Genomic DNA, 17,766 nt, shown 5'->3' on the forward strand with positions numbered 1-17,766 from the left:
CGTCAGAACGCCTTCGCGATCAACCCGCGGATGAGAGCGGGGTCGGTTTCACCGGTCGAACGTGCAACCTCTTTATTGCCGCGGAAGACGATGAGCGTACTCTGGTACTGGACACGAAACTGCTTCAGCACGTCCTTCGCCTTGTCGAAATCGACCTCATAGACAACGAGGTCCGGCTTTTCCTTCTCGATCTGCTGGACAGTCGGCCGTTGCTGCCTGCAGGTCGGACACCAGGACGCGGTAACGTCAACGAGGATGGCCTTTTCCTCGGCTTGGGCGGATTGAAACGCCTTCGCGTCAAACGGTTGCCCCGCCCAAGCGACAAGTGACGACATGAGGAGTGTCGCCGTCGCCAGCGAGGCCATGTGGAGTTTTGAAGGCATGATTTTCGATCTCCGTCGGTTGCCGCACGAACCTCAAGGTCCCTGCGGCACTAGTTCGCTCGGAGGCCCGAAAAGTTACCAGGCCATCTCAGAAAATTCCGCTTGCGCGTTGATGCCTCGAACTGACCACAGGTTACCCGGGAGGCCGCTGAATGACCGCGCCGCGACCAAACTCGCCAACGCCTAGCCTGGGCTTCGGCTTATCAATAAGATCGGCTTGGCAATAAGATTGGTCGATATCGGTGTAACATTCGGCGGGCCGAGAACGAATAGGCCCAAAGCGCAACTTGCGGTTTCCGGAGGGATAGGACCTCACGCAAAGCTCGACCGTCTAGAGATCGAGGGAGGTTAAGGCTATGAGCACGAACTTGTCGGGCGCCGTGCGGGCCTGTGTCTTCGATGCTTACGGGACGCTATTCGATTTTGCGTCCGCTGCGCGCCGCTGCCGCGATGTGCTCGGCGATAGCTTCGACAAGCTGACCACCCTTTGGCGCGAAAAGCAGCTCCAATACACCTGGCTTCGCGCCGCACAAGGACGTCACGCTGATTTCTGGCAGGTGACGGGCGACGCTTTGGACTTTTCGTTGGAGACTTTGATGCTGGATCAGCAGGGGCTCCGCGATCGTTTGATGGAACTTTACTTGACGCTCGACACGTTCCCGGAAGTGCAAGGCGTTCTCGAGCAGTTGAAGGCTGCAGGGCTGAAGACCGCAATCCTGTCGAACGGAACGCCCGCGATGCTTGATTCGGCGGTAAAGAATGCGCGGATCGATAGCTTGCTTGATGCGGTGCTGTCGGTCGAAGACGTCGGCGTCTACAAGCCGGATCCTCGAGTCTATCAGCTTGCGGTTGATCAACTAGGCATTCCAGCCCCGCAAATCTCTTTTCAGTCTTCAAACGCCTGGGATGCTTACGCCGCATCGTCCTTTGGGATGAAAGTCATCTGGTGCAATCGCTACCGACAGCGCAAAGAGCGTCTGCCGGGAAACCCCGACCACGAGATCGAAACGCTGGCGGACCTGCCGAGAATCGTCGGAGCGGTCCGACAAATATAAACGCAAGTCGGGAGATAGATGTCGATGTTGAGGCTCGCCTGTCGTTGTGCCTTTTCTGATGGCGTGCCTCGCCGTTCATTTCTTGTCGCCCTTATTGTTGGGACGGTGTTGAACGTGATCAATCAGGGGGACGCTCTCTTTGGCGCAGCGTCAATCAATTGGATCAAGATGATTCTGACTTACTTCGTCCCGTATGCTGTTTGCACATATGGCGCGGTCTCCTTCCAAATTCGCAAAATGCACCAAGAACAGTGATGTTCTTTGGACATTGACGCTGCTGGACGCGATCGTTCTCGGCGATGTCGTTGACCAACGTGATCGCTCCCGCCGCGTAGCGCACCGGGTCGCCTCCAGGCCTTCGAAGATCACCGCAACTATGTCGGCAGGCACGATCGCGAGAGCGGAATTCCGGGGCTAACGGCGGTTCGGTTTGCGGGCTTGACCTTGGAGCTAGGTCCAATGGTTAGTCTCACGTCTACATTAGACGGATGCCATAAGAGGAGCCTGATGAAAACGATCATCTTCAACATTGACGGCATGAAGTGCGACGGGTGCGCGGACAACATCCAGAGCCTCCTTGAGAAGGAGCCGGGCGTGCGCATGGCGTCGGTTTCGTTCGCGGATCGGCAAGCGCGTGTCCTCTTTGATCCGCAAGCCGTTCAGGAAGACCGCCTTGTAGACGTGATCCAAGGGCGCCGATTTCAGGTCGTGTCCTGCGAGACCGACGGAAGCCCCCGCTGACCTACGTCCGACGCAGGCGAGGGGCAGCCGCAATGGAGAACGCAATGACGATCGCGATGGGAACTGCTTCCACCGTCACGCCGTGGAGCGAGGAGCCGTCGGCGAGGCCAAATCGCCGGAAGATTCGGGCTCGCGTCGGCGGCCTGCATTGCTCCCTCTGTACGGGCACCATCGAGAAAGCACTCGGGCGGCTACCCGGAGTCGATAAGGTAGCCGTCAGCTTGACCCATGAGCAAGCGCTGGTCGAATACGATCCGGCCATTGCCCGCCCTGACCAGTTCCTGCAGACGCTGCGCGACATCGGCTACACAATTTCCGATCCCCGCAAGCTCAGACCCTTTGAGGAAGAGGAGCGGGACCTGGTGCACGAGGCGCGACGGTTCGTGCTGGCCGTGGTCCTGAGCGTCGCGTCGATCCCGATCATTGCCAATCCGTCCGTCGGCTGGATCGGCTTCCTTCCGGCCCTGGTGTGCCTGAGCCTCGGCACTTTTGTTTTCCTGGTCCTGAGATCGGCCGGATTTTGGGTCGCGACCGCGAGCTTCATCGGCCTGGCGGTGATGGCGTTGACGCTGCTGTATCTCAATTTGCACGGATACCTTGTCAGCGCTGCTCCATGGTTGACCGGTGCCCTTGCCCTGGTGCTCGTCTTCGGGGTCGGGAAACACATTCTTCACATGGCCGCTCAGGCGCTCCGGCGCGGCATTCTCAACCAGCATGTGCTGCTTGAGATCGGCGCGTTCGCGGGCATTGCTGGCGGCATCATCGGCCTCGTGCTCAATCGGCCGGACTACCCGACGGCGCCGTTCTTTGCCGTCTCGGCGATGGTTGGCACCTATCATATTTTTTCGGAATGGCTGTCGCTCGTCGTGAAGACGCGCAGCTCCCAAGCGGTCAAGCGGCTGCTTGATCTGCAGCCGGAGACCGCTCGCGTCGTGCGCAACGGCAAAGAAATCGTATTGCCGATCGAGGAAGTCCGCATTGGCGATCTCGTGCGCGTCCGGCCCGGCGAGCGCATTCCTGCCGACGGCGTCGTGGTCAGCGGACATTCTGGTGTCGACCAATCGCTGGTCACCGGCGAGTCGATCCCGGTCGAAAAAACGGAAGGCGCTACCGTGATCGGCGGTTCCATCAATGGCACCGGCACGCTGCTCGTGAAGATCGCGGCGGTTGGCGAGGGTAGTTTCCTCAATCAAGTGATCCGGCACGTGGAAGACGCGCGGGCGCTGAAGCCCGGCATTCTGCATCTCGTTGACCGGGTGCTGCGCATTTACACGCCCACCGTTCTCGTGGTGGCGGCACTTGCTGTCATCGGCTGGCTGGTCGGTTCATGGCTTGCCAGCGGGCATCCCGGCATCGAGCGGGCAGTCTTCGCCGGCCTTAGCGTGCTGGTGATGGGCTATCCCTGCGCGGTCGGCATTTCCGCGCCGCTCTCCATCGTGCGCGGCGCCGGCCAAGCCGCAGAGCGAGGCATCCTGATGCGCACCGGCGAGGCGTTCCAGGGCTTCCGCTTGGTGCAGCAGATCGTACTCGACAAGACCGGTACGTTGACGGAAGGACGCCTGGTCGTACGCGAGGTCAAAGCCTTTGGCGCGGCCGAATCTGAGCTACTCGCCCTTGCGGCGGCTGCCGAGGCCTCTTCAGAGCATCCGCTCGCCCAGGCAGTGGTCGCGGCTGCTTTCGAGCGCGGCGTGACACCCCCGGACGTCGAAAGCTTCAAGGCCTTGCCAGGCAAGGGCATCACTGCCCGGATCGGAGGTCGCGAGGTTATCGTCGGCAATCCGCGTTTCCTCGCGGATCAAGAGGTCGATCTCAGCCAACTCGGTACACGCGTCGAGGCTCTTGAGGCCAGCGGACTGACGGTGGTTGGAGTGGCGCGGGATAAGCAGGCGTTGGGCATCATAGCGCTCGGCGACACGCTCCGAGCCGACGCTGTCCAGGCTATCGGCACGCTGCGCCGGGAGGGCCTCAAAGCAATCCTTGTGACCGGTGACAATGAGCGAGCGGCGCGATGGGTGGCTCGCGGGATCGGGATCGAAGAGGTCCACGCCGGCACATTGCCGCAGGACAAGGCCGCGATCGTACGCCAGCTTCAAAACACCGGCCGAGTCGCCATGGTTGGTGATGGCATCAACGATGCCCCGGCCCTCATGCAGGCCGATGTCGGCATTGCCATGGGCGGCGGAACAGACATCGCGATCGAATCGGCCGATATCATTATCCTGTCGAATCGATTGAATGCGCTCGCGGAGGCCCGCGAAATCAGCAGCCGCAGCTACCGCAAGATGGTCCAGAACGTCATGCTCGCCTTCCTCTTCAATGGCGTTGGCATTCCGATCGCGGCGACTGGCCTGATCTTCCCCGTGTGGGCCATGGTGGCGATGGCGGTCAGCGTCACCGCGATCTTCTTCAATTCGCTTTGGGGGGCGCCGCGCCTGTTCTTCGACGCGATCCGCAGCGTCGGTCAGCCGATTGTGAATGTGCCGGCACCGCAATCGGTCTAGAGCCGCGCCCGATGGGCTTGACCCTGGAGTATACTCCAAGGTTCAGAAAGGGCCCCTTGGAGTACAAGTGCATGCTTACAATCGGCAAGTTGGCTGGCCTGACGAGCGTCAGCAACGACACCCTTCGCTATTATGAGCAGGAAGGCCTGATCAGCCCGGCGGGGAAGAGTCCTGCGGGGTATCGGCTGTACGACCGCGATTCTGCCCGGCGCATTCACTTCATCAAGCACGCCCAGCAGTGCGGGTTCACGCTGGCCGAAATCCGCGATCTTCTGGAGTTGCGCAGTCGCGACAAGGCCTGTTGCGGGGACGTTCGCACACGAGCCATCGAGAAGAAGCTGCAGATCGAAAGCAAGATTCGGGCGATGAGGGCAATGTCCAAGGCTCTCGATCAATTGATCGCCGAGTGTGCAAACGAGGGGCAGCCGGTGAAAGAATGCACGATCATCGCTGCGCTGGAACGGGCCAACGGTTCGAAGACGGTGCAGTGAGCTATGAAGGTTGAGATGTTCTATAGCCCAGGCTGCGCGGGCTGCGAGGATCGCCAGGCCGAGCTTCGCGCGGCGGCACAAGACGCGGTCAAGGACCTAGAGTGGCGGAACGTTAACGTCCTTGACAACATGGACACCGCTGTCGAGCTTGGTGTCATCACGCTGCCATCCGTTGTGATCGACGGCGAGGTCGTTTTCACCTCCCTGCCGACAAGAGTCCAACTCTGCAAAGAACTGGTCGAACGAAGCGGAGCGAGGAAGTGATGGACGCGGAGGCGCTGCGGACGGCCGTGGAGCACGCTGGCCTAGCTGCAGTCGGCGTGGCTTTCCTTGCAGGACTCGCGTTCAGCTTCAATCCAGTTGCTCTGGCCTCCATCCCGGTCTCACTTGCCTATGTGACCAAGGGCCGGGACAAGGGCCAAGCCCTGATTTTCGGTTCGCTGTTCATCCTGGGCATGATCCTCACCCATGTCGTTCTCGGCTTCATAGCGGGTCTTGGCGGCAAATGGGCCGCCGACGTTACCGGAAGAGGATGGGGGCTCGTTCTAGGACCTCTCTTGATTGTGCTTGGCCTCATGTGGGCCGGTTGGCTTCGCATTCCGCTGCCTTCGTTCGGCTTCCAGGCGACCCGTCCGACTGCTACGTGGGGCGCCTTTCTTCTCGGAATTCCGTTCGCGGTTGCCGTCTGTCCGGTGTGCACCCCTGCGCTGGTCGTGCTGCTTGGGGTTACGGTCGGACTCGGCTCGGTCGTGCTCGGCATCGTCCTGCTTTTTGCATTCGCCATCGGCCGGGCGATCCCCATCGCCCTAGGCGCCTTCGCAGTCGGTTGGCTTGAAAACCTGAAGATCTTTTCGCGATATCGGCGCGGCTTCGAAATTGTCGGCGGCCTCACACTCATTGTGATGGGGCTCTACATGCTGAACGCAGTTTATATTTGGATACCCGAGTTGGCGGTGTGAGCCTAAACCATGACGACCGAACAGCTCACGCGGGCTCAGGAACTGGCTCGCAACACCGCTGCCATCGGCAGCCTCATTGCGGCGGTCGCAACATCGGCGTGTTGCATGCCGCCCCTGGTTCTGTTCACGCTTGGCGCAAGCGGCGTCTAGATCGTCACTCTCGTGCGACTTGGAGATTGGACATCGAGAATGTCCAGCACCGGGCACTCGGGCGCCGTGGTGCCGGTGCATTGGGCGACGGTTTTTGTAAGCAAGCGTTCGAGCTTGCGGAGGTCTTTGATCTTGGCTCGGATGTCATCGAGATGGTTTGCGGCAATCTCCCGGACCTCGCGACAAGAGGCTTTTTGAGGGCCGCCTAGGCGCATCAAGGCGCGTATCTCGTCGAGCGAAAACCCTAACTCGCGCGAGCGCCGCACGAAGGCGAGGATACGCCGTTCGGCCGGACCGTACATCCGGCGCCCATTCTCGGCGCGCGAGGGGACGGGCAGCACCTTGATTTTCTCATAGTAGCGAATGGTCTCGATGTTCACTCCGGTAAGCTGCGACAGCTTGCCGATGGTGATCTCCTCCGCTCGCGCACCCGTGATCGCAGCCATGGGAAACCCCTTGATCCTGTAGTCGCTACGGGATGTAGCCTCGTTTGCATGACAATCAAGCAAGATCCTCAAGACCCTATTGCCGGCGGTTCAGGGCGCGGAACGACCCTGCTGGCGGCAGGCGGCCTTTTGAGTGCGGTCGCCGCCTCGTCCTGCTGCATCCTGCCTGTGGTTCTGTTCAGCCTCGGGATCAGCGGCGCCTGGATCGGCAACTTCACCCAGCTTGCGCCCTATCAACCCTATTTTCTCGCCGCCACGGTGGTATGTCTCGGAATTGGCTATTGGCTCGTTCATCGTGCATCGCAAAGGGCCTGCGTCGAGGGCGAAGCCTGCGGTCGTCCTTTGCCGAACCGGCTGGCCAAGACCGCGCTGGTCGTGGCCACGGTCCTCGTCGTTGCGGCGCTTGGTTTCGATTTCCTGGCGCCACTGCTTTTCGACTCATGAGTGAAAGGTTCCCCATGAACAAAGCGCTTATGTCCACGACATTCGCAGTTTGCCTGCTGGCGTCTTCCGCTGCGTTGGCTGCCGAGAAGACGGTTACGCTTGCGGTCAAGAATATGTATTGCGCGGCGTGTCCTCACACCGTCAAAGCAAGCCTGGAACGGGTGCCGGGCGTGGCCAAGGTCGCCGTGTCTTACAAGGACAAGACGGCCATCGTGACCTTCGATGATGAGAAAACTGGCGTGAACGCGCTGACTGCCGCCACCACCAATGCCGGCTATCCTTCCGCTCCCAAGGGTTAGCCCGAGCAATCCAAGCGGGTGCACCAGCCTCGACCTGCGCGGAGGGTGACGTATGGATTCATATGATCTCATCGTGATTGGTACTGGAACCGCGGCTCAGGTGGCTGCAAGCCGGGTCCGCAAAGCGGGACGGTCGGTGGCGGTGATCGACCATCGCCCATTTGGTGGCACCTGCGCCCTGCGCGGCTGCGATCCCAAGAGGATGATGGTCAGCGGCGCCGAGGCCATCGATCTCGCGCGCCGTATGCGAACTCGCGGCGTGATAGGAGACCTATCCATCGAATGGAAAGACCTGATCGCCTTCAGGCGATCCTTCACTGATCCCGTGCCGAAAAAGCGCGAGCAAGACTTCGCCAAGCAAGGCATCGATGCGTTTCATGGCCTGGCTCGCTTCGCCGGGCCCGATCGCATCGCGGTGGGTGATCACACCCTTCGAGGCCGTCACGTGTTGATTGCAAGCGGTGCCCGGCCGGCCCCTCTCGCTTTCCCCGGCGCCGGGCATCTCACCACGAGCGATGCCTTCATGGATCTTGCGGAACTGCCCGGGCGCATCGTGATGGTCGGCGGCGGCTACATTGCCGCTGAATTCTCGCACATAGCCGCGCGCGCAGGCGCCCGAGTGACGGTCCTGCAGCGCGCGGTACGGATGCTGCCGGCCTTCGACGCCGAACTGGTTGACTGGCTGATGGAGAAATTTGCCGAAATCGGCGTGGACGTACGCACTGGAAATGCGGTGACGGCGATCGAGCAGTGCGGCGATGAATACCGCGTGCATGTGCAGACGCCGCAGGGCGAAGCGATCGTGAACGCCGATCTCGTGGTACATGCAGCAGGCCGCGTTCCTGATCTGACAGAGCTCAATTTGTCGGCCGCGAATGTTGCCATCGCGGACGGGAGACTTGAACTCAACGACTTCTTGCAGAGTGTGTCCAACCCGATCGTCTATGCAGCGGGGGACGCCGCGGCAAAGGGCCCGCCGCTGACGCCCGTGTCGAGTCACGATGCCAAGGTGGCCGCGGCCAACATCCTGGAAGGCAATCGTCACAAGCCTGACTATCGGGGCGTCCCAAGCGTCGCATTCACACTGCCCCCGATCGCCGCGGTCGGGCTTTCCGAGAGCGCCGCCCGTATGCAGGCACCAAAATTGCGCGTGAAGTCCGCGAGCGTGCCAAATTGGTATACCGCCCGCCGTGTTGCCGAATCCGTCTACGGCTACAAGACGCTCGTCGACGAAGATAGCGATCGCATTCTCGGCGCACACCTCGTCGGACCGCACGCCGATGAAGTCATCAATCTATTCGCGCTTGCGATTCGGAACGATCTCACGATCGACGATCTCAAATCGACGATCTTCGGCTATCCGACCGGAGCCTCCGATATCGGCTACATGCTTTAGGAAGCGCCATGACCCGCGAATCCATCATCAACTGTCCGCACTGCGCTACTGCCAAGCTGGAAATCATGCCGACCGATGCTTGCCAGTTCTTTTATGACTGCACCGGTTGCGGGGCGAGGCTGCGGCCAAAGCCAGGCGATTGTTGCGTGTTTTGCTCCTACGGCTCTGTCCCGTGCCCGCCAATCCAAGCCGAGCGTTCAGGCAGGTCCGGTACGGCGCATTGTTGCGGGGGATAAAGCGATCACGTTGGAGCACGGTGTCGTGTTGCGCCAGTAATCCACATCTGCAAATCTCTCCGATCGGCTAGTCGCCAGTGTCGGCCAAGCCGGAAGTAGTGTGCAGTCGCCGGCTGGAATGATACCGAATACGATCAGCAAGGCCGCATAATTGGCTGGGCACTAACCTTGCGTCCCACACCGCACCGCTTCAACATCGATGGTAAACGCTTGCACACATGGTGTGCACTGGACACCCTGTTCTTCCCTGCCGTGATCGGCCGTCCGGCTCATCTCGAATCTCCCTGCGCGATCACCGGCATTCCCATCATGTTGACGGTCGATCCGGCAACCGGCGTCAGCGCGCTAGAGCCGTCGACCGCGGTCGTCGCTATGGTGACGCCGGAGCAGATGAACTCGGTCCGCACCGCCTTTTGCAATCCCGGTCGTTTCTTTGCTACGCCACTGCAGCGCGGGACTGGCAACACCTGCAGCCGGGAATGGAGGTGCTGAGTGTGGCCGATGCTCACCGAGGGAGCCGTCCACTGAGTGACATGCTTCTCGATGAGAGCGCGCCGTCAGTGAGCACGGTCAGTTTCATTCGGAATTGCTTACTCGCATCAATGAGACGGCGCCCAAGTCCTGGTCCGGGTGCACACATCGTGCTGCAAATAAACAGAAATTGGCGCGCCACCCAGAATAAAACTGCGAACTCTTATGTGCTTGAGATCGCCATCTAATTCCAGATCGCGCCGAAAGTAGTAAGTGATGGAGTAAGGCGAGGGAGCCGGGAACACACCGTGCCCTCCTATCCGATCGAGCACGCCATGAAGACGCCGGAGCTTGCGGACGTGCAGCGCGCCGGCATCCTGGGCGACAACTCGGCCAAGCCGCTTAAGATCAGCTCGAGCCGACCCTGGGGCCAGCGTCGTCACGCTGGCGCCCAGCAGCTCCGGCGTCGTACCCTCGGATGACCGCCGTCTCACCGTGCTGCACCGGCGAGAGTGTGGACCGTCCTTGATCTATTTCGCAGCTGCCAGCCAGGCAGCCCGCGACCCCGTGGCTGTTCGGCGAGCGGAACCGTTCGGCATCGGAGGCGTTTTTTCGCACTGAGAAGAACGCCTTTGGCGCATGTGCTGATGCGAAACGACCGAACTGCGCTTACGCTTAAGTGTCCCGCGTGCAGTCGGGAGACGCCGCATCGGTTTCTTTACATCAAGAACGGCTGCGAAATCGTTCAATGTCGTGACTGCGGATTGGGACGCACCGAGGCATCGAGCTTCGATCCCCTCGCCTATTATGACGACGGCTACTTTTCCGGCCGTCAGTCCGACGGCTATGCCGATTATCGCGGCGCCGAACCCGTGCTACGGCGCGAGTTCGCCCGTACGGTCGAGTTCATCCGGCACCGCAAGCCACAGGGCTGCCTGCTCGAGATCGGTTGCGCCTACGGCTTTTTTCTCGATGAGGCCCGCCGCGCCGGATTTGAGGTGAGCGGCATCGAGCCGGCGGAAGCGGCTGCTGCCCATGCTGGCGATCTCGGCTTGAACGTCGTCTGCGGCCTGCTGAGCGAAGCGACTCTCAAGTCGCTTGGCACCTTGGATGTTATCGTCCTCCTCGATGTTATCGAGCATCTGCCCGACCCACAGGAAGCCCTCGCACTGTTCGCGGACCATCTCCGGCCGGGCGGAATCATCGTGCTGACGACCGGAGACTTCGGTTCCTTGGCGGCGCGGTTGACCGGCGCGCACTGGCGCCTGATGACGCCTCCGCAGCACCTGTGGTTCTTCAACCGCGACAGCATCGGGTCTCTCGCCCATTCGGTGGGCCTGCGCGTCGAAAGTTCCGATTACCCCTGGAAATTCGTGCCGTTCTCGCTGATCGCCTTCCAGGTCGGTCGCATGCTCGGCCGCAAGATCGCGGCCAGCCCGACCGGCAACCGGTTCGCTATTCCAGTGAACCTGTTCGACGCAATGCGCGTGGTCTTGAGCAAGGCGCCCCCATGTTCGGATCAGAGCCTCCCATGACAGAGCGCCTCAACCTCGGCCAGATCGCATTGCTCATCACCTACGCGACCGGCATGGCGGCGGGCCAGCTCCTGTTCAAGGCCGCCGCGCTGCGCGTCGGCGACGGCTATCCCTTGTCGAAGCGTGCGCTGCTGCTGTTGCAGAACGCACCGTTTATCAGCGCCATCGTGCTCTATGCTGCGCTGTCCGTCCTGTGGGTCTGGCTTTTGACATTCACGCCGCTGTCGCGCGCGTATCCGTTCGTGGCGGTCGCGTTTGCGCTGACGCCTGTCCTCGGCGCGCTGGTGTTCGCCGAACCGCTGTCTGCACGTCTTTTGGCAGGAATCGCAGTGATCGCCTGCGGTCTTGTACTTGTTGTGGGTTAACGAGAATGACCGGCCGGATTCGCAATCCCTGGGTCGTCGTCGCGGCGTACAATGAAGCGCCAGTGGTCGGCAGCGTCGTGTCCGGCATTCGCCACGCCGGATACGCGGTCGTCGTAGTCGATGACGGCTCCGCCGACCGCACCGGCGACGTCGCGTTGCTCGCAGGCGCGACCGTCCTTCGGCATCCGGTCAACCTCGGACAGGGCGCCGCGCTGCAGACCGGCATCGACTACGCCCTCGAGCAGCGTGCAGATGCGATCGTCACGTTCGACGCCGACGGCCAGCATTCCCCCATAGCCATCGCGGAACTGCTCGCGGCGATCGAGCAGCCCGGCATCGATTTCGCGCTCGGCAGCCGCTTTCTCACCGGTGCGACCGCAAATCTGCCGGTGTCGCGCCGCATGATGCTCAGCGCTGCGATCTGGTTCACGCGCGCCAGCACCGGACTGCCGGTCACCGATACCCACAATGGCCTTCGCGCGATGACCGCGCGCGGCGCGCGCGCGATCTACTTGCGACAGAACCGAATGGCGCACGCGTCCGAGATCCTGCACCAGATCGCGCAGAGCCGCCTGCGCTTTGTCGAGGTGCCGGTGAACATCGAGTACAGCGCCTATTCGCTGGCCAAGGGCCAACGCATCACCGATGCGATGGCCATCCTGATCGATCTGTTTGCGCGGAGGCTCTACCGATGATCGCGCAGCTGTTGCTGACGGCCCTTCTGGCCTTGGTTCTGATCTACGCCTGGTCGGCGCACCGGACGGTGCCGATCATCGGCCTGCTCGCGAGCGGCGCTGCGCTCGCCGGACTCTACTTTGTCTGGGTGCCGGCGCACGCCACAGCACTTGCGGCCTTCGCGGGAATCGGCCGCGGTGTCGACCTCATCGTCTACACCTGGGTCGTGATCAGCCTGCTCATCATGCTCAATTTGCATCTCAAGCTGCGGCGCCAGCTCGACATGATCACGCGGCTGGCGCGCGCCGTTGCGATCGATCGCGCCAAGAAGAGCCGACGAGAGGCAGTCCCTCCGCGAGGGCGTCGCCAGGTCATGTTGGGCCGAAAGACCGAGGCACCCCCGATCGAATCCCAGGCGAAAAAGTAGATGCGATGGCCAAGCCGTGCCGGGCCAAGTCGGGCCTGGACAAGTCGGGCTGGACAAGTCGTGCATTGACTTGGCGTCACTCGCCGAGCCCGCGCCGATTGGCGTAGATCCTGGCGAACGGGCGACCAAATCTCGTGACCTCATCAACCAGCACGGCACCCGTGCCGTCGGCACAAGGCCAGCGCTCGGTGGCGATCAGGTAGTCGGCCTTGTCCAGATGTGTTTCGGCAATCCAATTGCGAGGGAGCATCACGCCGGCCAGTTGCTCGCGCCAGGCCAGGCAGACCAGCACGCGCGGTGGATTGCCTGCGAACCGACCTTCGGCGTCAATTCTGTGCTCGAGGCGGCGCAGCGCCTCGGGAACCGCCATGCTCCAATAGTCAAGGTCGAATCGGCTGTAAGCGCCGGCGACGCCGCCTGCCAGACTGTTCATGGCGATGTATTCGAGCGGATGCAGGATGACGAGCGTCGCCACGATGGCGGCCGTGTACGCGCCCCCGAGGGCCACGGACACGATCGGGAAGCGTCGCAAGAAGGGCAAGAAGCTCGTGAGCCCGCGCGCCGCCACGATGGCGAGCATTGGGATCACGAACAATACGTGGCGGATACCGTCATAGAGCGTCGAGCCCTTCAGGATGAGCACCGCGATCGGCCCGAACGCCGCCACACCGACGACCAGCACCGCGCGCGACGCTGCGAGCTCGGCTGCAACCGGTCGCAGTCCGGCGATGCCGGACCTGTGCAGGGCGCCGAGCGCGGCGCGGATCCATGATGCTGCAGCACCGATCCAGACCGCCATGCCGAGCAACAGCAACACCAAAAAGCCCTCGGGCAAGCGCGCCAGGAGCTGTCCGGGGATGTACCAGGCGGGCACGTTCTCAGTGAACGTGCGCCGGCCCCAGTTCTGGAAATCGAACGAGGTATCGAGCGTCTCAAAGTGCCGATAGGCCTCCAGGAATTGTGTTGGCGGATTTCCGATCTGCAACCACGGCCAAAGCGCAATCGCCGTCAGCCAGGCGATGAGGATGACCAGCAACGTATGCAAGGCGATCCGGCGCAATTGGCCGTAGCCCGCGCGGCCATGGCGCAGCAGCGCCTCGAGCGCGCACAGGCTCATCGCGCCGACGAGGTAGGCGTGCGTGATCACCCCGCCGGTGCGCGTCGCGATGGCGAGGCCGGTGGCAAGGCCTGTCGCCAGGGTCAGACGCCAGCCCGGCACCGCCTGCCTGACCATCAGGACGATCAAGAGCGTCGACCAGCTCATGGCGAACAGGAACGGCACGTCGATCGGGGCGAAGAACAGGTTGCCGTACAGGTAACCGGTCAGCAGGCACAGGGTGAGCGCCATCAACCCGGCCCAGTACCCGACCGTGAGCCGCGCCAGCGGCACGACGGCGGCGAGCCCGGCGAGGCCGAACAGGAAGGTCATGGCGTGCCGGACCGTGAGCGGGTTCGCGAGCTCCAGCGATTGCACGGCCGCGACGAGGATCTGAAACCACGGCCCGTACATCCACAGATACTCTTCGACCGTCTCGAACTGAGACCGGTCCGCAAAGCCGCTCGTGTACCAGGCAAGCGCCTTGGGGCCGTACTCCTCTGTGTTGAATTCGTCAGTCGACACCCCGTAATCCGCAGCAGTCGCGAGCCCGATGATCAAGGCCACGCAGAGCACAAGGAGCACGAGCAGCGTCTCGGCATGGCGAGCAGCAAATACGAGGCCGAGTTTCGGCCTCGCAAACCCAGAGCCGTCGTCATCTATCCGTTCAACCGCCATGCATTGCCCTGCGATCGAGCGGCTGCACAAGGAATTCGGGCGCCCGATCGGTTTTTGCCATCGGCCGACATTGCCGCCTGCATCACAGGCGACATACCGCTCAACTGCTTAATCGCGAACGAACCGTCAGCGCACCTCAAGTGTTGTCCACGGCTGGGCTTTCATAACACGCCTGAAGGGAACTTTGTTCCGAGGGTCAAAATCGGGCCTCCCAAGGTTGACTGGCAATGGCGATCCTTATCACCGGAGGTGCCGGATACATCGGCAGCCACATGGCATACGAACTCGCTGATCGTGGCGAACAAGCTATTGTCATCGATGATTTCTCATCGGGCTTCGAAGCCGCAATACCCTCCGGCGTTCCGATCTTCGCCAGGGACATCGGCGATCAGCGGCGAGTGGCGCCGCTGATCGCGAAGTATGGGATTTCGGAGATCATTCATTTTGCGGCTTCGGCAGTTGTTGCGGAGTCGGTTGCCGATCCGCTTCGATACTATCGCAACAACACCGCAAATTCACGAAGCCTGATCGAGCTCGCAATCAGGAGCGGGGTGCAGCGTTTCATCCTTTCCTCGACGGCTGCGGTGTACGGGAATCCGCCGGCAAATCCTGTCACGGAAGAAACCCCCGTCGCGCCCGTGTCACCTTACGGCTCATCCAAGTTGATGGCCGAAATGATGCTGCGTGATGCTGCGCGCGCTCACGGCCTACGCTACGTCATCTTGAGGTATTTCAACGTAGCAGGCGCCGATCCCGCTCTGCGCACTGGACAGGCAACGCGAGGGGCAACGCATCTAATCAAGGTTGCAGCGGAGACCGCCGTGGGTCTACGAGAGAAGATCCAGGTTTTCGGCACCGATTATCCCACGCCCGACGGCACCTGCATTCGCGACTATATCCACGTGAGCGACCTCGTAAACGCTCATTGCCGCGCGCTTTCATATCTGCGCGATGATGGGACGTCCCTGACGCTAAATTGCGGCTACGGCCGCGGCTTTTCGGTCTTGCAGGTAATCGACGCCATGCGGCACGAGTCCGGAAACGACTTTCCCGTCGAACTCGTCGCCCGCCGGCCTGGCGATCCGGCGGAGGTCGTGGCGTCGGCGGAGCGGATGCGCAATCTGCTCGGCTGGCAGCCCCAATGGGATGATCTGTCCCTGATCGTCCGCCATGCGCTTGCCTGGGAACGCAAACGATTGGCACAAAGTAATGCAAGGCCTCCCTCCAGAGCGTCCCAGCCGGTCCCACTCCGTCCCATCGTCGGCAAGGTGAGAGGGGACAAGCGTCTGCCGCCCGGAAGTTCAACACTCGTTCAAGAACAGAGGACGCGACGGCGATGAGCCTGATGATGGAAACCGTGCCCATGGCTATGCTCATTTTCCGCCTGCCCGGGGATTCGGAACGCCGTTGCCGGCCGCTACGAACCGGACTCCGCGTTCCCTATCTCACGCTCCAAAGCCGATTTTCCCTCGAGCGCTGACGCTCGGCGGGCTAAACTAAATAGCCCGGACGGATGCGAATTGAGGCCGCCAAATCACAAAATTCCGCTGCTGCAATCTGGGGTAAGCATTAGCTGAAAGCGACATTGCGCTGCCTGACGGGGGCGGCATCGTACAATGTCGTAGAATTTCGCGGAATGTCGCAGCCTGGTTGGCGCGCCACGGCCGATGAAGATGGGCACTATTGCTTCGCCGTGGCGCTATGATGCCGCAATCCGCCACGCGCTCCAACCGACAAAGCTGCGACGGCCTGCGATCTTGCACTACGCCGCGCGGACGGCGGCCTTCCCGATTCGGCCGGGTGGTACAACGGTTAGTGACGGGTGAGAAGACCTGTCTCGGACAGCTAAACGAATGCCAATCCGGCTGCGATTAGCACCGCTAATCCCAAGGTGACATTTAGCAGGCGTTCGCTATTTGGCGACAGCATCAGTCCTTGCAGAATGGCCCCCAAGTAGAGCCAAACGATGTCTACCACGATCATCACCGCTATCAGCAAAATCCATTTGGTGAAAGCATCCTGCTGCGTGCTACCTTTAATCAAAGTGTACGATGCGAGCAGAGATGCGAATGCCAAATAGGCTTTCGGATTTGTCATACCCAAGAGAAATCCCGCCGCAGGTGATGCGTGCGCGCCATTGCTTGTCCGGGCAGCTTCTCCAACCGGTGACGACGCAATTTTGTAGGCGAGATAGACGAGATAAATCGTGGCGGATATAGTCATCCCGCGTAGCGCGGACGGGAATGCTGCCAATAACGAAAAAAGTCCCGCGGCCGTAATGCCGGCAGCCATTGCCAGACCCAATTGAAGCCCCAGGAAGTAGGGCAGCCCACCAACAAGGCCTCGGGCGCGACCGACCGCGACAAGGGCCGCAATCGCAGGCCCAGGCGATCCAAGCAATCCGATCGCCGCAATCAAAAATAGGCCGAGTGCGACCCTGTCCATCGCGAAGCTCCCCTCCGAGACCGTCCTCGGCTGAGGACTAACCGGCTTGTCTCCAGTGGAGGAGCTAATTATCCATATAGGTCTTATTGATTTTTCTAATTGAGGGGATCGTATGGACGACATCGACGTGAGTCTGCTGCGCTCATTCGTGGCCGTAGCTGAGACGGGTCGCATGACGACGGCGGCAAAGGTCGTGAACCGGAGCCAGGGCGCGGTCAGTCAGCAGATCAAGCGGCTGGAAGATTTGTTCCGCACGCCTCTTTTCGAGCGGCACGCCGCTGCGGTGCGGCTAACGCGCAGCGGGGAGCGGTTGATGGTTGCCGCCCATCGTATCATCGCGCTGAACGACGAAGTAATGAGCCAAATGCTGGCCGTCGAGTTCGCAGGCGAAGTGCGGCTCGGCGTGCCCCATGACGTGGTCGGCATGCTGATGCCACCCATTCTGCGACTCTTTCGACAGGATCATCCGAACGTCCTAGTCACACTTGTCAGCGATACGAGCCGTGCTTTGAAGCAGAGCCTCGTCGAGGGCGACGTCGATCTGACGCTGCTGACCGAGCCGCAACCCGGCGAGCGCGATCTTCTGCTGCTTTCTGACCGGCTGGTTTGGGTTGGTGCAAAAGGCGGCGACGCCCATAACCGCCGTCCATTGCCGATTGCCCTCGGGCAGGAAAGCTGCGGCTTCCGCGCGTCGGCCGTACAGGCGCTGACCAAGGCAAAGATCGAATGGAGGGCGATATGTCAGGTGGGCAGCCTAGAGCCGGTCTTCGCCACGCTCGAAGCGGATATGGCAATTGCGCCATTTCTGTCGAAGACGGTCCCTGAACGCCTTGCTGTGTTTAGCGGTTCTCATTTGCCGAAGCTGCCGAGGCAGTTCGTCAATATGAGACTTCCCTCGACGGGCGTCGGTGCTCTCACTACAGAACTCGCGCGATATATTCGCGAGGGTTTTCACAAGCGTCATGGCTAAAGA

The 17,766-nt window shown here is 61.4% G+C and carries 24 protein-coding genes; 20 read left to right on the forward strand and 4 right to left on the reverse strand.

The genetic code is table 11. The features are described from left to right. Window positions 1–2: 2 nt before the first annotated feature. Window positions 3–365, reverse strand: a complete 363-nt coding sequence (locus MTR72_RS14525; protein ID WP_280967301.1) for a thioredoxin family protein — start codon at window positions 363–365, stop codon at window positions 3–5. Between the two features lie 374 nt (window positions 366–739). Between MTR72_RS14525 and MTR72_RS14530 the strand changes: the two genes are divergently transcribed. The 8 genes from MTR72_RS14530 (at window position 740) to MTR72_RS14565 (ending at window position 6,280) form a co-directional block, all read left to right on the forward strand. Further along, the gene (locus MTR72_RS14530) at window positions 740–1,438 is read left to right on the forward strand and encodes a haloacid dehalogenase type II (protein WP_280967300.1); all 699 of its coding nucleotides are present in this window, start codon (window positions 740–742) and stop codon (window positions 1,436–1,438) included. Between the two features lie 24 nt (window positions 1,439–1,462). Beyond that, window positions 1,463–1,693 carry a nitrate/nitrite transporter NrtS gene (gene nrtS / locus MTR72_RS14535; RefSeq protein WP_280967299.1) on the forward strand — a complete coding sequence of 77 codons (231 nt, stop codon included), beginning with the start codon at window positions 1,463–1,465 and terminating at the stop codon, window positions 1,691–1,693. A gap of 252 nt (window positions 1,694–1,945) precedes the next feature. Next, window positions 1,946–2,179 carry a heavy-metal-associated domain-containing protein gene (locus MTR72_RS14540; RefSeq protein WP_280967298.1) on the forward strand — a complete coding sequence of 78 codons (234 nt, stop codon included), beginning with the start codon at window positions 1,946–1,948 and terminating at the stop codon, window positions 2,177–2,179. A gap of 44 nt (window positions 2,180–2,223) precedes the next feature. Further along, entirely contained in the window at window positions 2,224–4,680 is a 2,457-nt protein-coding gene (locus MTR72_RS14545; protein ID WP_341510433.1) for a heavy metal translocating P-type ATPase, read from the forward strand. 71 nt (window positions 4,681–4,751) lie between these two features. After that, on the forward strand, window positions 4,752–5,171 hold the full coding sequence (locus MTR72_RS14550) for a heavy metal-responsive transcriptional regulator (RefSeq protein WP_280967296.1): 420 nt from the start codon (window positions 4,752–4,754) through the stop codon (window positions 5,169–5,171). A 3-nt stretch (window positions 5,172–5,174) separates the two neighbouring features. Next, a complete protein-coding gene (locus MTR72_RS14555; protein ID WP_280967295.1) occupies window positions 5,175–5,435 on the forward strand; it encodes a thioredoxin family protein in 261 nt (86 codons plus the stop codon). After that, window positions 5,435–6,130 carry a cytochrome c biogenesis CcdA family protein gene (locus tag MTR72_RS14560; RefSeq protein ID WP_280967294.1) on the forward strand — a complete coding sequence of 232 codons (696 nt, stop codon included), beginning with the start codon at window positions 5,435–5,437 and terminating at the stop codon, window positions 6,128–6,130. The genes MTR72_RS14555 and MTR72_RS14560 overlap by 1 nt, the downstream gene beginning before the upstream one ends. Window positions 6,131–6,139: 9 nt before the next feature. Further along, the gene (locus tag MTR72_RS14565) at window positions 6,140–6,280 is read left to right on the forward strand and encodes a hypothetical protein (protein WP_280967293.1); all 141 of its coding nucleotides are present in this window, start codon (window positions 6,140–6,142) and stop codon (window positions 6,278–6,280) included. Here the strand turns inward: MTR72_RS14565 and MTR72_RS14570 are convergent. After that, window positions 6,277–6,726, reverse strand: a complete 450-nt coding sequence (locus MTR72_RS14570; protein WP_280967292.1) for a MerR family transcriptional regulator — start codon at window positions 6,724–6,726, stop codon at window positions 6,277–6,279. The two genes, MTR72_RS14565 and MTR72_RS14570, sit on opposite strands and share 4 nt — an antisense overlap. 48 nt (window positions 6,727–6,774) lie before the next feature. Here MTR72_RS14570 and MTR72_RS14575 point away from each other — a divergent pair, with 48 nt between their 5' ends. The 10 genes from MTR72_RS14575 to MTR72_RS14620 all read left to right on the forward strand — a co-directional run bounded on the left by MTR72_RS14575 (window position 6,775) and on the right by MTR72_RS14620 (window position 12,574). Further along, entirely contained in the window at window positions 6,775–7,170 is a 396-nt protein-coding gene (locus MTR72_RS14575; RefSeq protein WP_280967291.1) for a mercuric transporter MerT family protein, read from the forward strand. A 14-nt stretch (window positions 7,171–7,184) separates the two neighbouring features. Next, a complete protein-coding gene (gene merP / locus MTR72_RS14580) occupies window positions 7,185–7,469 on the forward strand; it encodes a mercury resistance system periplasmic binding protein MerP (RefSeq protein ID WP_280967290.1) in 285 nt (94 codons plus the stop codon). A gap of 52 nt (window positions 7,470–7,521) precedes the next feature. Then, entirely contained in the window at window positions 7,522–8,865 is a 1,344-nt protein-coding gene (locus MTR72_RS14585) for a dihydrolipoyl dehydrogenase family protein (RefSeq protein ID WP_280967289.1), read from the forward strand. A gap of 8 nt (window positions 8,866–8,873) precedes the next feature. Then, a complete protein-coding gene (locus tag MTR72_RS14590) occupies window positions 8,874–9,101 on the forward strand; it encodes a GDCCVxC domain-containing (seleno)protein (protein ID WP_280967288.1) in 228 nt (75 codons plus the stop codon). Between the two features lie 168 nt (window positions 9,102–9,269). Beyond that, window positions 9,270–9,593 (forward strand): organomercurial lyase, encoded by a 324-nt coding sequence (merB, locus tag MTR72_RS14595; protein WP_280967287.1) that lies wholly within the window; start codon window positions 9,270–9,272, stop codon window positions 9,591–9,593. Between the two features lie 287 nt (window positions 9,594–9,880). Beyond that, window positions 9,881–10,054, forward strand: a complete 174-nt coding sequence (locus tag MTR72_RS14600) for a hypothetical protein (protein WP_280967286.1) — start codon at window positions 9,881–9,883, stop codon at window positions 10,052–10,054. 159 nt (window positions 10,055–10,213) lie between these two features. Further along, window positions 10,214–11,107, forward strand: a complete 894-nt coding sequence (locus MTR72_RS14605) for a class I SAM-dependent methyltransferase (RefSeq protein ID WP_280971152.1) — start codon at window positions 10,214–10,216, stop codon at window positions 11,105–11,107. Continuing rightward, entirely contained in the window at window positions 11,104–11,472 is a 369-nt protein-coding gene (locus MTR72_RS14610) for a hypothetical protein (protein WP_280967285.1), read from the forward strand. Before MTR72_RS14605 ends, MTR72_RS14610 begins: the two co-directional genes overlap by 4 nt. A gap of 5 nt (window positions 11,473–11,477) precedes the next feature. Further along, window positions 11,478–12,167 carry a glycosyltransferase family 2 protein gene (locus tag MTR72_RS14615; protein WP_280967284.1) on the forward strand — a complete coding sequence of 230 codons (690 nt, stop codon included), beginning with the start codon at window positions 11,478–11,480 and terminating at the stop codon, window positions 12,165–12,167. Then, window positions 12,164–12,574, forward strand: a complete 411-nt coding sequence (locus tag MTR72_RS14620) for a DUF2304 domain-containing protein (protein ID WP_280967283.1) — start codon at window positions 12,164–12,166, stop codon at window positions 12,572–12,574. The genes MTR72_RS14615 and MTR72_RS14620 overlap by 4 nt, the downstream gene beginning before the upstream one ends. A 76-nt stretch (window positions 12,575–12,650) precedes the next feature. Here the strand turns inward: MTR72_RS14620 and MTR72_RS14625 are convergent, their stop codons facing one another. Next, the gene (locus MTR72_RS14625) at window positions 12,651–14,348 is read right to left on the reverse strand and encodes a hypothetical protein (protein ID WP_280967282.1); all 1,698 of its coding nucleotides are present in this window, start codon (window positions 14,346–14,348) and stop codon (window positions 12,651–12,653) included. A 227-nt stretch (window positions 14,349–14,575) separates the two neighbouring features. Between MTR72_RS14625 and galE the strand changes: the two genes are divergently transcribed. Continuing rightward, window positions 14,576–15,688: a UDP-glucose 4-epimerase GalE gene (galE, locus tag MTR72_RS14630; RefSeq protein ID WP_280967281.1), complete on the forward strand. Its 1,113-nt coding sequence runs from the start codon at window positions 14,576–14,578 to the stop codon at window positions 15,686–15,688. 505 nt (window positions 15,689–16,193) lie between these two features. On the opposite strand, the gene MTR72_RS14635 is transcribed toward galE, so the two are convergent. Then, window positions 16,194–16,793 (reverse strand): LysE family translocator, encoded by a 600-nt coding sequence (locus tag MTR72_RS14635; RefSeq protein WP_280967280.1) that lies wholly within the window; start codon window positions 16,791–16,793, stop codon window positions 16,194–16,196. Between the two features lie 112 nt (window positions 16,794–16,905). On the opposite strand from MTR72_RS14635, the gene MTR72_RS14640 reads away from it, so the two are divergent. Beyond that, entirely contained in the window at window positions 16,906–17,763 is an 858-nt protein-coding gene (locus MTR72_RS14640) for a LysR family transcriptional regulator (RefSeq protein WP_280967279.1), read from the forward strand. Window positions 17,764–17,766 lie beyond the last annotated feature (3 nt).

This window comes from Bradyrhizobium sp. ISRA442, from assembly GCF_038085055.1.
GTDB lineage: Bacteria > Pseudomonadota > Alphaproteobacteria > Rhizobiales > Xanthobacteraceae > Bradyrhizobium.

Coding starts and splice junctions, on each gene's coding strand:
- MTR72_RS14525 (WP_280967301.1), bottom strand. CDS start 365: ATGGCCTCGCTGGCGACGGCGACACTCCTCATGTCGTCACTTGTCGCT.
- MTR72_RS14530 (WP_280967300.1), top strand. CDS start 740: ATGAGCACGAACTTGTCGGGCGCCGTGCGGGCCTGTGTCTTCGATGCT.
- nrtS (WP_280967299.1), top strand. CDS start 1,463: ATGTTGAGGCTCGCCTGTCGTTGTGCCTTTTCTGATGGCGTGCCTCGC.
- MTR72_RS14540 (WP_280967298.1), top strand. CDS start 1,946: ATGAAAACGATCATCTTCAACATTGACGGCATGAAGTGCGACGGGTGC.
- MTR72_RS14545 (WP_341510433.1), top strand. CDS start 2,224: ATGACGATCGCGATGGGAACTGCTTCCACCGTCACGCCGTGGAGCGAG.
- MTR72_RS14550 (WP_280967296.1), top strand. CDS start 4,752: ATGCTTACAATCGGCAAGTTGGCTGGCCTGACGAGCGTCAGCAACGAC.
- MTR72_RS14555 (WP_280967295.1), top strand. CDS start 5,175: ATGAAGGTTGAGATGTTCTATAGCCCAGGCTGCGCGGGCTGCGAGGAT.
- MTR72_RS14560 (WP_280967294.1), top strand. CDS start 5,435: ATGGACGCGGAGGCGCTGCGGACGGCCGTGGAGCACGCTGGCCTAGCT.
- MTR72_RS14565 (WP_280967293.1), top strand. CDS start 6,140: ATGACGACCGAACAGCTCACGCGGGCTCAGGAACTGGCTCGCAACACC.
- MTR72_RS14570 (WP_280967292.1), bottom strand. CDS start 6,726: ATGGCTGCGATCACGGGTGCGCGAGCGGAGGAGATCACCATCGGCAAG.
- MTR72_RS14575 (WP_280967291.1), top strand. CDS start 6,775: ATGACAATCAAGCAAGATCCTCAAGACCCTATTGCCGGCGGTTCAGGG.
- merP (WP_280967290.1), top strand. CDS start 7,185: ATGAACAAAGCGCTTATGTCCACGACATTCGCAGTTTGCCTGCTGGCG.
- MTR72_RS14585 (WP_280967289.1), top strand. CDS start 7,522: ATGGATTCATATGATCTCATCGTGATTGGTACTGGAACCGCGGCTCAG.
- MTR72_RS14590 (WP_280967288.1), top strand. CDS start 8,874: ATGACCCGCGAATCCATCATCAACTGTCCGCACTGCGCTACTGCCAAG.
- MTR72_RS14610 (WP_280967285.1), top strand. CDS start 11,104: ATGACAGAGCGCCTCAACCTCGGCCAGATCGCATTGCTCATCACCTAC.
- MTR72_RS14615 (WP_280967284.1), top strand. CDS start 11,478: ATGACCGGCCGGATTCGCAATCCCTGGGTCGTCGTCGCGGCGTACAAT.
- MTR72_RS14620 (WP_280967283.1), top strand. CDS start 12,164: ATGATCGCGCAGCTGTTGCTGACGGCCCTTCTGGCCTTGGTTCTGATC.
- MTR72_RS14625 (WP_280967282.1), bottom strand. CDS start 14,348: ATGGCGGTTGAACGGATAGATGACGACGGCTCTGGGTTTGCGAGGCCG.
- galE (WP_280967281.1), top strand. CDS start 14,576: ATGGCGATCCTTATCACCGGAGGTGCCGGATACATCGGCAGCCACATG.
- MTR72_RS14635 (WP_280967280.1), bottom strand. CDS start 16,793: ATGGACAGGGTCGCACTCGGCCTATTTTTGATTGCGGCGATCGGATTG.
- MTR72_RS14640 (WP_280967279.1), top strand. CDS start 16,906: ATGGACGACATCGACGTGAGTCTGCTGCGCTCATTCGTGGCCGTAGCT.